At 38.0% G+C, this 14,693-nt stretch carries 6 protein-coding genes; 3 read left to right on the forward strand and 3 right to left on the reverse strand.

Annotated elements, in window-relative coordinates; genetic code table 11:
- Positions 1–123 precede the first annotated feature (123 nt).
- The 3 genes from ACP6PL_RS08690 to ACP6PL_RS08700 form a co-directional block, all read right to left on the reverse strand.
- Positions 124–726, reverse strand: a complete 603-nt coding sequence (locus ACP6PL_RS08690; protein ID WP_426544588.1) for an FcoT family thioesterase — start codon at positions 724–726, stop codon at positions 124–126.
- Positions 727–941: 215 nt separating this feature from the next.
- Entirely contained in the window at positions 942–1,850 is a 909-nt protein-coding gene (locus ACP6PL_RS08695) for a TauD/TfdA dioxygenase family protein (RefSeq protein ID WP_426544590.1), read from the reverse strand.
- Between the two features lie 426 nt (positions 1,851–2,276).
- Positions 2,277–3,785: an aromatic ring-hydroxylating dioxygenase subunit alpha gene (locus ACP6PL_RS08700; RefSeq protein ID WP_426544592.1), complete on the reverse strand. Its 1,509-nt coding sequence runs from the start codon at positions 3,783–3,785 to the stop codon at positions 2,277–2,279.
- A 478-nt stretch (positions 3,786–4,263) separates the two neighbouring features.
- Between ACP6PL_RS08700 and ACP6PL_RS08705 the strand changes: the two genes are divergently transcribed.
- From ACP6PL_RS08705 to ACP6PL_RS08715, 3 genes are all read left to right on the forward strand, one after another.
- Complete coding sequence (locus ACP6PL_RS08705; RefSeq protein WP_426544595.1) at positions 4,264–4,560, forward strand: acyl carrier protein; 297 nt, start codon at positions 4,264–4,266, stop codon at positions 4,558–4,560.
- 132 nt (positions 4,561–4,692) lie between these two features.
- Positions 4,693–11,418: an SDR family NAD(P)-dependent oxidoreductase gene (locus ACP6PL_RS08710; RefSeq protein ID WP_426544597.1), complete on the forward strand. Its 6,726-nt coding sequence runs from the start codon at positions 4,693–4,695 to the stop codon at positions 11,416–11,418.
- 52 nt (positions 11,419–11,470) lie between these two features.
- Entirely contained in the window at positions 11,471–14,692 is a 3,222-nt protein-coding gene (locus ACP6PL_RS08715) for a type I polyketide synthase (RefSeq protein ID WP_426544599.1), read from the forward strand.
- Position 14,693 lies beyond the last annotated feature (1 nt).

Genomic DNA, 14,693 nt, shown 5'->3' on the forward strand with positions numbered 1-14,693 from the left:
TAATAGTACAGTTTATAACGTATTATATCGTTATTCTTTGATTAAGTCAATGCTCTATATCTTGATCACTCTATAACCCAAGTTTTCAAATAAGTTAAACTGTTTCCCAACAAGTCTATTGCTTTAAGTAACTACAACTTCTTTAGTCTCATTTAGATTTTTTTCTGACTCCCGATTTAAAACAGCAATATTTATATCACCCTCAGCCCAACCACCATTTTGATCATAAAAAGCGCAAGAGGTCTTCAACATGATCAAATGTCCACGAGCGGAGTATTTATTAATGTATAGAGTGCCTTGAAAATTATCAGAGTTAATTGGCTTTCTGAAGATACTAGAAAATCTACTAATTAGGAAGTTACTGAGCTGATAATATTTGTAAGTTTCTAAATCCCAGTCTGCCATAACTTTGAACAACTTATTTTGCACTAAGTAAGCGATCATAAGATAAAATAGTTGGTTGTAGCAAATGTTAAATTCTACTGAATTGAAGTGCCCAGTGTCAGCAATATAACAAGATTCTGGAATAGAAAAATCAGCTTGCATATACCCTATTTCCTGATTCCTACTTTCCAATTTTTCTGACAAGTCTATAGGAGCTAAATATTGAAATCTAGCCTGCTTTAAATATTTACAGTTTTCTTTGTATGGCTCAATAAACCTCTCAACTAAATCTTGACTGACATTATCTACATTGGAAAACTTTTGGTTGATATTAATAACCATATTTCTACTCCTTCATTAATTTTTTCCGGCAGGAGTTCCCCTCATAGCCATAGTCTATAACACCAAAAGGAGTTTCTGTCTGGAAGATATACCCTGATTTATCCTACCAGTAGTTTGGTTTAGTATTTGAGCAATAGACTTGAATGAACACAAGCTAGGAGAATACTGTAAATCCTTACCATATCATAATTTTATTCGGTAGACACCTATTACTGCTAGGCTGAGGCAAAAGCTCCCGTTATAGCTTGAGAGTCAACAGAAGAAGGTGACGATACATAAAATGGTAAGCCATCATAAACACAAATACGATAGTTAAGACTTTCTTCACTTAATACTGGTATAGATGCCTTATGATTTAGAGTTCTATTTTCCCATAAGATAAGATCGCCATCATTCCATTTATGCTTATGAATAAATTCATCACGTTCCATAAAAGAGAATAATTCTTGCAAAATCTTTTGGTTAGTTTCATAATCAAGACCTATAATGCCAGCCGTAAAACCTGAACTCATGTACAAACTCTTTTTCTGAGTAACAGGATGGGTAATTATAGCAGGGTGTTGGACAGCCGGAAATCTTTTTTCAAAATCGTGGATAATATCTATGATTGCTTTATCAATATCACACTCTTGCACTTTGTAACGCCACTTAGCATCATGTTTGATATATTTTCCCTCAACATAAATTTTTAAATGAGCAGGTAATTTTTCATAAACCCGCTCCATATTAAGATAATAAGTTTCCCTATTTGATTTAGGTAGAATTTGTGGATAGAGTATTGTAAAAGGTAGGGGTTCATCTAGAAAGGCACAGTCAGTATGCCAATATCTACCCGTTCCACGCACTCCAAATTTCTTCCCATCTTTGAGAATATTAGAAGATACAAATATTTCAGGATAATCTGGGTGATGATAGTTATCTTGAGGGTATATGTGTGGTGTACCAATTTTCTGTGCAAATTCTAAATATTGCTTTTCAGTGACGCTTTGGTTTTTAAATATCACCAATTTATGCTCGTAAACGAGTTCTTTAATAGCGATCGCTTCTGCAGGAGTTACTAATTTAACATCGAAATCTAAAACTTCTGCTCCAATAGATTCTTCTGGTGGTCTCTGGACTTTCAATGTTATTTACCTCTAAGTTTTAAGTTTGTGATTATCCTATGAGGAATAGCTTAAAAATGTCAATAGTTGTCGATAAAATTTTTTAGAATTGCCGCTAAAACAAAGGTTTTGTATATATTAGACCTCTCCAGGAAAGAGGGAGTAGGTAGGGACGTTGCATGCAACGTCCCTACAGAGTAGAAGGAAATAATTAATGATTTCTACACGATAATTGATTTTATTTTTAATTATCACCAGATGTCTAATGTATGATATCAATTCTAATTGCTTAGGACTCAGGATTCAGGAGGTATAATGCTGTTTTTTCTAGAACAAATATGGCAAGCATATATAATTTTATGTGCAGATTAATAACTCTTAATGTACCTGAAAACTCACTTTATACCTAAAATAAACAATCTACTTTTTCATTAGATGGCCTTACACTTAATTATTGCGTGAATGTTCAAATTCATAAACGTAAAACAACTGACTGAACTTTTGCAATAAATAGCCTATCGTTCCTAGAACAATTGCTCCTACGATTGCGACCCAAAATTCAGTTGAAGGTGTGACTGTGAAAGGAGATATATTCATCTCTACAGTTGTTGTCATCCTAAATGCTACAGTTCGCGCATCAATAATTATTCCTATCAATAAACAGACTAAAGCCCCTACATAACTTAATACTTTAAAACGATTGATGTTTGTCAGAGCATCTCGACAAACAACACAATCTTTAGTGTGTGTATTCCACACATCAAAAAGCTGCCGTTTATCTGACTCTGGATTGGGAAGTTGAGCATCACATCCTGAATCCCAAGGAATATTACCCCCTGCTCTATTTTTAAACCATTGACGAAAGGTTGTTACCATTTTGTCTTGAGGATTCGGGGTATAAACTGCATCAAGCCAATCTTGGTGTTGTTGTCGAGCCAGATTTTTTTCTTGGTAATGAAGCAATACTAAATCTTGATGCAAAAATAGTGAAGTCATAATATGACCAAACCAAGTTGGCATTAGTAAAGGAAATGACGATAATCCTTTGGGATTTTTTCCTGCTTCATTTCTGACTAAAACCTGACAACCAATATAACGACACCAACCAGGGCGAGTTGGAACAGTATACATGGGTAATATTAATTTTCCACCATCTTTATACTTGACAGTCATTGTTGTATAACAGGGAGGTTGAAACTCATGAACTTTTTCAACTACCGTTTCTTCAACAGGAGTAACAGCAAAGGAAAACCCTTCTTGTGTAGACATCGGCCTAATATTAGACAGATTGCAATAGTTTGCATCTTTATAACGACTACCTACAATACCATGATGAGAGATACTTACATGGGCTGGATCGATAACATTTTCAATAAAAAAGTCCCAACCATAGGGGAAGTCGCGGATATTCCACAAGAACTTAACTACTCGATCCGAATCTGATTCTAGTTCGGGAATTAAACGGGGTTTTCTTAACTGACTTTCTTGTTGAGCTTGTAGTCCTGATTCTGCCCATACCCATATTAAACCCTGACATACTTGAGTTGGATAGGCAACAGCGCATGATTTGGAATTAGAGGAGTGTTTAATTTCAGTCTGCTTGTCTTTGGATTGAGGAATGCCGACACAATTTCCTTGAGCATCGAAACGCCAAGCATGATAAGAACACCATAAAGTTCCATCAGACTCCACACGTCCTTCAGAAAGAGGAGCTAATCGATGGGGACAAAAATCTTCAAAACAAGCCCATTTACCAGAACCATCCCGCCATAAAACAAGTTCTTTACCAAGTAGTTGTATTTTATGAGGACGAGATGTATCTAGGAACTCAACAACCGCTACTGGATACCATTGCTTTGTCCATTGGAATGTTTCTTCTTGTTTGATGCCAAGTTCTTCCCTTGAACGATCAATAGTTTCTTCTTGAAAATTGGCTATATTCACTCCAGTAGTCATACTAATTTAGAAATAATTTTTTCAACAGAACAATCTTACAATCTAGTCAAACCAATTTCTACAGTACTTTTACTTGGTCTAAGATTGTCAATAGTAGGCGATTAAGAACAGTATGTAATTCCCAAGCTTCAACTACGGGATATTTGCCAAAATCATATAAACAATAACATATAAAAGTAAACCCCTCACTGTATGAATTTTTGTAAAAAAAACACAATTGTCTCCTAGGACATGGGAAGGTGGAAGTAAATTAGAGTATTTATCAACAAAAGGAAGAATCAATATAGTTCTCCCCATGATAGATTTAAAAAATAGCTAAAAGTACATATATAGTAATAGTAGTAATTATTTTAGGCAGCAGTATCATGAAAGTGACGCGGAGCATTATTCTTGTGTTCCAAGTCGAAACAGGTGTATGAAAATTTTCAACTATACTTGCTTTATCTAAAGCCTCAAAGAAAGGTCAAATATAGAATATATGGAAAACTTAACTTTTGAAGACCCAAATCAGCCTGTAGTAAATGGCTTGAAAAGTAAGAATTTAATCAGCGAAGAAGAACTTCAGGATTGGCTAGTATCCTATTTGTCACAAATGTTAGATATTGATATCGAAGAAGTATCTACTACAACTTCTTTTGCTCGCTACGGTCTAAATTCATCAGCATCAATTTCTTTGATTCATAATTTGAGTGATTGGATAGGGCAAGAAATTGACCCAACAATTATGTATAGTTACCCCACCATTGAAGCTATAGCGAAACACTTAGCTGGGTAAGAGGTTTCTCTCAGTGGTCTTCTATGAAACATGAAGCTTGTCTCTCAAACTCAAACTATTTCAAACTATATCTGGAATAGTCCTGAGTAACTTCAGTAGAACCGAACATCAGAAAATCAACTATTTACTATTATGCCTAGAGAACCCATTGCAATTATCGGTATCGGATGTCGTTTTCCAGGAGCTAAAAATCCAGAAGCATTCTGGCAATTACTATGCAATGGTATAGACGCGATAACAGAAGTACCAACTTCCCGATGGGACAACCAGTTATTTTACGATCCTGACCCCTCCAAGCCAGGAAAAATGAATACCAAATGGGGAGGTTTTCTAGAGCAGGTAGATCGATTTGATCCCCAGTTTTTTGGAATTTCTCCCAGAGAAACCCAAACTATGGACCCCCAACAACGATTACTATTAGAACTTGCTTGGGAAGCATTAGAAGACGCTGGACAAGTTCCATCAGAATTAGCAGGTCAATTAGTAGGTGTATTTATAGGAGCATCAGGCTTAGACTACTACGAACTCATTGCCAGAAATACTAATAACTATACAACCTATACCGCTACAGGAAATAGAAATTGCATCAATGCTAATCGTCTCTCCTACTTTTTTGACTTTCAGGGACCGAGCCTAACAATAGATACTGCTTGTTCTTCATCCTTAGTAGCTCTCCACTTGGCTTGCCAAAGTTTAGAAAGAGGAGAATCTACCCTCGCTTTAGTAGGAGGAGTCAATATTCTGACATCACCCTGGATGTCAGTAGCTACTTCCCAAAGTGGTTTTATGGCCCCAGATGGTCGGTGCAAAACGTTTGATGCCAAAGCCGATGGTTATGTCCGTAGTGAAGGTGCAGGGTTAGCGATCCTTAAACCACTATCTCAAGCTTTGGCTAATAGAGACCGTATATATGCCTTAATCAAGGGAAGCGCAGTAAACCAAGATGGATCTAGCAATGGACTGACTGCTCCAAATCCTTTAGCCCAGGAAAATTTATTATGGGCAGCGTACCACAATGCAGAGATTGACCCTGCTCAAGTGCAATATCTAGAAGCTCATGGAACTGGTACCGAACTCGGAGATCTGATAGAAATGAATGCTCTAGGAGCAGTGCTATCCACTCATCGCGCTCCGGGTGACTATTGTACAGTAGGTTCAGTCAAAACTAATATTGGACATTTAGAGCCAGCAGCAGGGATTGCTGGATTGATCAAAGTAGCCCTCTCACTCTACTATCGGCAAATTCCACCAAGTCTGCATTTTAACGAGCCTAACCCTTATATTAAATTTGACCAACTGCTCCTACGAGTTCAAGAGAAGCTCACCCCCTGGCCAGAAAAATCAATTCCGGCGATCGCTGGAGTTAGTTCCTTTGGTTTTGGAGGGACTAACTCCCATGTGGTGTTGGCAGAAGCATTAGTTGAAGTTAAAAGTCAAAATTCACAAGTCAAAAGTGAAGAAGATCCTCTAGAACGTCCGCTTCATTTACTAACTCTGTCAGCTAAAACAGAACATGCTCTGGAGCAGTTGGTGACAAGTTATTACCATCACTTGAATAAACATACAGAATTACCAATAGAAGATATTTGTTATACAGCTAATGTGGGGCGATCGCATTTGCCACATCGTTTGGCCATTGTCACTAGATCGACACAGGAATTAGAGGGACAATTAAAGGCTACAGAAATTGGAGCAGAAATACCAGGAGTAGCAAAGGGTCAAAAGATTGGTCGCAAGCGTCTCAAATTAGCTTTCTTATTCACAGGCCAAGGCTCCCAATATATGAATATGGGAAGACAACTATATGAAACTCAGCCAACTTTCCGTCAAGCTTTAGATCGATGTGACCAAATTCTACGTCCCTATCTAGAACATCCACTTTTAGAAATTCTTTATCCTCAAGAGTCACAAAAGTCAAGATCTTCTTTACTAGACCAAACTGCTTACACTCAACCAGCATTATTTGCTCTCGAATATGCCCTCTACAAATTATGGCAATCTTGGGGCATTAAGCCAAATGTAGTAATGGGACATAGTGTGGGAGAATATGTGGCCGCTTGCGTGGCTGGAGTTTTTAGTTTAGAAGATGGTCTGAAATTAATTGCTATGCGGGGACGGTTAATGCAGCAGTTAGCCTCTGGTGGTCAGATGGTCTCGGTTATGGCATCGGAATCTCAGGTAAAAGAGGCCATAAGTAACTATAGTTCACAAGTGACAATAGCAGCGATTAATGGACCAGAAAGTATAGTAATTTCTGGTGAAAGTGAAGCAATAGGAAGTATTTGTAGGAAATTAGAATCGGAAGGAGTAAAGACTAAGCAGCTACAGGTATCTCATGCTTTCCATTCCCCATTAATGGAGCCAATGTTGGCAGAATATGAAGCTATAGCAAAAGAAGTAACCTATAGTCAACCTAAAATACCACTGATATCTAATGTTACTGGTCAAAAAGTGGGTTTGGAGATAACTACTGCCAAGTATTGGGTAAATCATGTCAGAGAACCAGTCAGATTTGCTCAGAGTATGAAGACTTTACATGAGCAAGGATATGAAACGTTCCTAGAAATAGGAGCCAAACCAATATTGTTGGGGATGGGAAGGCATTGTCTACCAGAGAATGTGGGAGTATGGTTGCCATCACTACGTCCAGGAGTAGAAGAATGGCAACAAATGTTGGATAGCTTAGGAAAGTTATATGTGCAGGGAGCTAAAGTAGATTGGGTAGGATTTGAGCAAAAAAATAACCGTCAAAAAATATCATTGCCTACTTATCCATTCCAACGGGAAAGATATTGGATAGAAACAAATAATAATTTAAAACAGAATTTTTCAACAAGCAAAAATCTGCACCCGCTCTTAGGTGAAAGACTAAATTGTGCAGGCGAACAACAAATTTTTGCATCATTAATCGGAGAAAATTCCCCTCATTACCTTAGTCAACACCGAGTATTTAATGAAGCACTATTTCCTACAACAGGCTACTTAGAAATAGCTATAGCAGCAGGAAATAACCGATTCAAAACTCCCTATTTATTAGTGGAAGACCTAATTATCCAGCGTGGATGGATTTTACCAGAAGGAGAATTAGCATCAGTTCAAACCATACTTACTCCATTAAATAGTCAACTCCTGCAATTCCAAATATTTTCTCAGGAGGAACAACAGGGACAAGAAGAACAAGAGTGGGTACTCCATGCTACGGGAAAAATCCGGATCGATACAGAAACAACTCAGAGAAAAATAGACCTAGACAAATATAAAAGTGAATGTAGTCAACCCATAGAAGTTAAGCAACATTATCAAAAATGTCAGAAATTTGGGATCGCCTATGGTAGTAGCTTCCAAGGTATTCAAAAATTGTGGTCTGGTTCCAGCCAAGCATTAGCTCAGATTAAATTACCAGAAGAATTGATAGAACAAACAACTGATTATCACTTCCATCCAGCATTATTAGATGCAGCCTTGCAAGTAGTATTTCAGGCTCTACCGCAAACAGATAGTGGCAAAACTTATTTGCCAGTAGGAATAGAGGAATTTCAATTATATGGTATTCCAGGACTTGAGGTATGGGCTTACGCATCAGTGACTCAACAGCTAGAAACTCAAGAAAGTTTAACCATTCAAGTGACTATAGTTAGTCCAGAGGGAGAAATAATTGCCACAGTCAAAGGCTTACAAGTAAAACTGGCTACTCAAGAAACTTTACTAGGAAAAGAAATTGATTCTATTACTAATTGGCTCTATGAAGTAGAATGGAGAGCCAGAGGTCGTTTGGGTAGACTTTTACCTCCTAATTTTATACCCATCCCTGTAGAAATTTCCCAACAATTAACTTCCCCTGTGACAGAGTTAGTCACTCAGTTAGATAATGCTCGTATCTCTGGAATTGGCAAAAGTTTAGAAGAATTAAGCGTGGATTATATAGTGCAAGCATTGGTGTCAATGGGTTGGCCATATAAGCCAACAGAAATCTTCGACACAAATGCAGCAGTTCAACATTTAGGCATAGTCCCAAGCCAGCAACGACTATTTATACGTCTGCTACAAATATTAGCAGAAGTAGGAATACTTGAGTCGAGACAAGAGCAATGGGAAGTTCAAAAAACCTTAGAGAAAGTTAACCCAAGTCAAACCAGCCAGAGTTTACTGAGTCAATATCCAGAGGAAGCAGCAACATTGGAACTATTGGAGCGTTGTGCATCTCAACTAAGTGGGGTACTAACAGGAAAAATAGATCCAGTGCAACTGGTATTCCCTCAAGGAGATTTAACTACAGCAACTCAACTTTATGAAAAATCTACTGTAACCAAAGTGATGAACACTATAGTGCAAAAATCCATCACTAAAGCTATAGAGAAATTACCAGCTAACCGAGGGATAAAGTTGTTGGAAATTGGAGCTGGAACAGGAGGGACAACTAGCTCTATACTGCCTCATCTCAATCCTAATCAAACAGAATATGTGTTTACTGATATAGGAGCATTATTTACAAGTAAGGCGCAAGAAAAATTTCGGGATTATCCATTCATCAGCTATCAAACCTTAGATATAGAAGTAGACCCGACAACCCAGGGTTTTGATGCTCATCAGTATGATGTAATTGTTGCTGCTAATGTACTTCATGCAACTACCGATATGGAGCAGACATTATCTCATGTGCGACAACTTTTAGCACCAGGGGGAATGTTAGTATTGTATGAAATGACAACTTGTCAGCGATGGCTGGATTTAGTGTTTGGACTATTAGAGGGATGGTGGAAATTTACGGATTATGAATTACGACCAGATTACCCTCTGTTGAGTCGCTCCCAGTGGAAAAAAGTATTGAACAAAACAGGTTTTCCTGAAGTTGTCACCTTACCAGAAGAAGTAGAAGGAATCTCAGAAGCTTTGTCTCAACATACGGTGATTGTTGCGAAAGCCGATGAAACAGGTTTAGAACAAACTAATGAGACGTCGAAGAGTTGGTTGATACTAGCAAATCAAGAAGGAATAGGTCAACAGTTAGCAAGGAAACTGGAGTCAGAAGGAGACATTTGTACTTTAGTATTTGCTGGAGAAAAATATGAACAAATAGCTCTGGCAGAATTTACGATTAACCCCAAAAAACCAGAAGAGTTTGAGGATCTGATAAAATCCATAGCTGAAAAAACTCAAAATTTACATGGAGTAGTGCAATGTTGGGCTACGGAAGCAGGGGTGGGTAAAAGTATTAACTCTTTGGAGTTAGAAAATTTATCTCAACTTGGGTGTGGCACAACTTTATTTTTGGTACAAGCATTACTCAAGGGAGGGTTATCAACTGTACCCAATTTATGGTTAGTGACTTGTGGTTCTCAAGCTGTACCTTTAAATAATTCGATAATTCCTGGTGTAGCTCAATCTTCACTTTGGGGAATGGGGAAAGTGATTGGCTTAGAACATCCAGAATTGAATTGTACTTGTATAGATTTAGACTCAGAGGATACTGTTGACGCTAGAGTTGATGGACTCTTTAATGAAATATGGTCTGAGGATAAGGAAGACCAAGTGGCAATACGTAGAGAGTCTCGTTATGTAGCTCGATTGGTGGCTAGTCATCATCGGCAAACTATGATAGAAGAACAAGTTGGTGCTACTACCGAAAAACCTCTGAATTTCCAGGCAGATGCTAGCTATTTGATAACAGGAGGTTTGGGAGGTTTAGGTTTATTGGTTGCCCGTTGGATGGTATCTCATGGAGCCAAACATTTAATTTTGGTAGGACGTCGATCGCCTGATGAGACTGCTAGCCAAAAATTAGCTGAGTTAGAAATGGCAGGAGCAAAAGTAGTAGTAGAGAAAGCAAATGTGTCTGATTTTGAATCAATGACAAAAGTGTTCGGCAATATTGAAAAGTCAAAGATACCATTAGCAGGAGTGATTCATTCGGCGGGGATGTTGTCGGATGGGGTTCTCCAAAACCAAAGTTGGTCTAGTTTTGAGAAAGTGATGGCTCCGAAAGTTCAAGGTGCTTGGAATTTACATCAATTAACTCAAGATTGGCCATTAGATTTTTTTGTTCTGTTTTCTTCGGCAGCCTCTTTGTTTGGTTCGCCTGGCCAGGGAAATCATTCTGCGGCTAATGCTTTCCTTGATGGTTTGGCCTATTATCGTCGCGCTCAAGGATTACCGGGATTAAGTATTAATTGGGGAGCTGTTGCTCAAGTAGGAGAGGCGGCAGAACGAGGTGCAGATGCTAGGGTATATAAACAGGGAATGGGTGCAATATCTCCGAATCAGGTATTAGAGTCACTAGAGTTGCTGATGAGTGGTTCTGATGTGGAAGTAGGGGTGGTTCCCATTGATTGGTCAGTGTGGCAGGATAAAGTAGAACAATGGCAGTTTTTAGCAGATTGGCGGGAAATAATCCAGACAAATTCTGAAATATCTAAGTCAGAATTTCTCTTAAAACTCAAGGAAACAGAACTTAGTAAACGTCCGAAATTATTAATGGATCATATCCGTCGTCAATTAGCTGTGGTATTAGGAATCAATAATCCCGAATCTATTTCATTAGAAACAGGCTTTTTTGATCTAGGTATGGATTCTTTGACCTCTGTCGAATTGAGGAATAAGTTGCAAGCTAGTTTAGAGTGTTCGCTACCATCAATTATAGCTTTTGAGTATCCGGATATTCAGTCACTAACGGATTACCTAGAGGAAAAAATACTTCAGTCGTTAGATGCTACAAAATCTGAATCTGAAACAGTAGATGAGAATGCTTTGGAGTTAGAGGAATCAGAAAGTTTACTAGATGAAATCAATCAACTCTCTGCAGATGAAATTGATATAGCAGTTGATGAGGCCATAACTGAACTAGATCGACTTCTTCTATAAGTAATATTCTTTACGCCTGACAATAACTTAGTACAAGACGAATAAAATCAAGATGGAACCTAACTCCCAAACAACTCAACTCTCCAGTCAGCAACGTTTGCTGCTGAAAATCAAACAAGCAACCGCTAAACTGCATGAAGTTGAAACAGCAGCTACAGAACCAATAGCTATTATTGGTATTGGCTGTCGTTTTCCTGGGGGTGTTGATAGTCCTGATGCTTACTGGAAATTTCTCCAAGAAGCAAAGGATGTCAGGACAGAGATTCCTAGGAACCGATGGGATATTGATCGCTACTACGATCCAGATCCTGATATCCCTGACAAAATTTATGTTCGTCAAGGTTATTTTCTCCAACAACCGATAGACAAATTCGATCCTGCATTTTTTGGAATTTCTGGTGTAGAAGCAGCTAAGATGGAACCTTCACAACGGCTACTTTTAGAAGTTACTTGGGAAGCATTGGAAAATGCAGGCATCTCACCCAGGAGTTTGAAAAAGACTGATACTGGGGTATATATTGGTCAAATGAACAATGACTATGGAATAATAGGTACAAGTTCACAGTCTGACAAGTTACCTGATTTTTATTTAGGAATAGGCACTGCGATGAGTATGTCAGCAGGTCGGGTTGCATACATTTTGGGGTTACAAGGACCTGCTTTATTCCTAGACACATCCTGTTCTTCGTCTTTAGTTGCCTTGCATTTAGCCTGTCAAAGTTTACGCTCTAGGGAGTCGAATATGGCTCTAGTGGGAGGAGTAAATTTGATGCTGGCTCCCAATTCTACTTATGCACTTTGTCAAGGTAAAGCATTATCTCCTGATAGTCGGTGTAAAACTTTTGATGCTAGTGCTGATGGTTTTGCCAGGGGTGAGGGGTGTGGTATGGTTGTACTGAAACGTCTTCGGGATGCTACAGCAGATAATGACCGTATTTTAGCATTAGTCAAAGGTTCAGCAGTTAATCATGATGGACCTAGTAGTGGATTGACTGTTCCAAATCAGCAGGCTCAAAAAAAGGTAATTCGTCAAGCGTTAAAAAATGCTAAGTTAGAGCCATTACAAATTGACTATGTTGAGTGTCATGGTACGGGTACATCTCTGGGAGATCCTTTGGAGGTAAGAGCGATCGATGAGGTGTATTGTCAAGACAGAACTAAAGAACAACTTCTGATTTTAGGTGCGGTTAAAAGTAATATAGGTCACTTAGAGGGGGCAGCAGGAATAGCTGGTTTGATTAAAGTTGTTCTCGCTTTGCAGAATCAGGAGATTCCCGCCAATCTACATTTTAATCAGCCTAATCCTCAGATTGATTGGGATAAAATGCCGTTAAAAGTGCCAACTACAGCTTTTCCTTGGAAACAACAAGGAGAAAAACGGCGTTTAGCTGGAATTAGTGGATTTGGCATGAGCGGAACGAATGCTCATGTAATTTTAGAAGAAGCTCCTGTTCAAGTTGAAAGTGAGAAATCAAAACGCAAAAGTGAAGATGTTTTAGAACGTCCGTTGCATTTATTAACGTTGTCAGCTAAAACAGAAAAAGCTCTACAAGAATTAGCTAGTAATTATGAGAATTATCTCAAAACTCATCCAGAATCAGAATTAGCAGATATTTGTTATACAGCTAATACAGGACGTAACCATTTCAATCATAGACTAGCAGTTTTTGCTTCCAACCAACAAGAGTTACTTGAAAAACTCCGACAACAAAAACAGGAAGAAGAAGTTGCCGGAATATTTTCAGGAAAACTACCTCACAACATCGCTATACCTAAAATTGCCTTCATCTTCACAGGTAAAAATCCCCAGTATCTAAACATGGGGCAACAACTTTATGAAAGTCAACCAACTTTTCGTCAAGCCTTAGATAAATGCGATCGCATCCTACGTCCAGAGCTAGAAAATTCCCTCTTGGAAGTTCTTGCTCATAAAAAGCCACAAAAGTCAAGTTCTGATTTACTAGACCAAAGTACTTATAGTCAACCTGCCCTATTTTCCATAGAATATGCTTTATTCGAGTTATGGCAATCATGGGGCATTAAACCAGATGTGCTTTTAGGTCAAAATGTCGGTGAATATGTAGCAGCTTGTGTAGCAGGAGTCTTTAGTTTAGAAGAGGCTCTCAAATTAATTGCTACTAGGGGCAGGTTAATGCAGCAACAGAAGAATAGTGGTATAATTATTGATACAGAATTGAAAACTATAGCACAAGAAATCACCTACAGTCAGCCTCAAATACCACTGATTTCTAATGTGACTGGCAAAAAATTAGGTAATGAAATAACTTCAGCCGAATATTGGCTCACTCATCTGTGGGAATCTATACCCTGGACTCAGAGCATTGAAGCCCTAAATCAGGAAGGTTATGAAATCTTCCTAGAAATTGGACGCTGTAGGAGCTTGGTGAGTAATATCCCACAGGAGAGCAAACTCGTACTTTCACCCCAAACAGAATGGGAAGAAATATTAGAAACTGTAGCACAACTATATATTAAAGGAGTAAATGTTGATTGGTCTGGATTTGATAAAGATTATATTCGTAAGAAAGTAACACTTCCTACTTATCCGTTTCAAAGAGAACGTTATTGGATTGAAACTTCTGAAAAAGACTCGCCAACAAGTATCTCAGAAAATAACTCAAGCTTAATTGTTAACCTGCTAAACCAAGGCGATATAGAGGGATTAATCCAGGAATTGAACCTAGACCAAAAGTTGACAGAAGATGAATATAAATTATTGCCTAAACTGTTAAACACCTTAATTAATCGACATCAAAATCATTTTGAATATTCAGATAAGTCAACCGGAATTTTACAACAACTGGAGAATACTCCAAACAAAGACCGTCAACATTTAATTCTCAAATACTTGCAAGATGTAGTAGGTAAAATATTGGGATCATATAAACCTCAGGATATAGATACAAACTTAGGTTTCGTCGATCTGGGTTTAAATTACTCTATGATGCTTGAGATGATAGAAATATTACAAACAAGTTTTGGTTGTTCAGTTTCAGTTTCAACATTGCTAGAACATTTTAATATTCAGCAATTATCTGATTATTTAATTATCCAGATTTTCGGTGAAGATTTAGAGAAAAAAAATAAAACTTTAAACTTGACAAATGAAAATCAACAAATTACTGTTGAGAGTAAAATAGAACCGCTATATGAAGAGGCGATCGCAACTGCTATTCAGGAAACAGAAGTGGCCAAGGCCATTGAAGACGAACTGAAAGAGATTACACTTTTACTTAATAATGAAGGGGACTAAA

This window comes from Dapis purpurea BLCC-M126, assembly GCF_050015975.1.
In the GTDB taxonomy this organism is placed as follows: domain Bacteria; phylum Cyanobacteriota; class Cyanobacteriia; order Cyanobacteriales; family Microcoleaceae; genus Trichodesmium.

Coding starts and splice junctions, on each gene's coding strand:
- ACP6PL_RS08690 (WP_426544588.1), bottom strand. CDS start 726: ATGGTTATTAATATCAACCAAAAGTTTTCCAATGTAGATAATGTCAGT.
- ACP6PL_RS08700 (WP_426544592.1), bottom strand. CDS start 3,785: ATGACTACTGGAGTGAATATAGCCAATTTTCAAGAAGAAACTATTGAT.
- ACP6PL_RS08705 (WP_426544595.1), top strand. CDS start 4,264: ATGGAAAACTTAACTTTTGAAGACCCAAATCAGCCTGTAGTAAATGGC.
- ACP6PL_RS08710 (WP_426544597.1), top strand. CDS start 4,693: ATGCCTAGAGAACCCATTGCAATTATCGGTATCGGATGTCGTTTTCCA.
- ACP6PL_RS08715 (WP_426544599.1), top strand. CDS start 11,471: ATGGAACCTAACTCCCAAACAACTCAACTCTCCAGTCAGCAACGTTTG.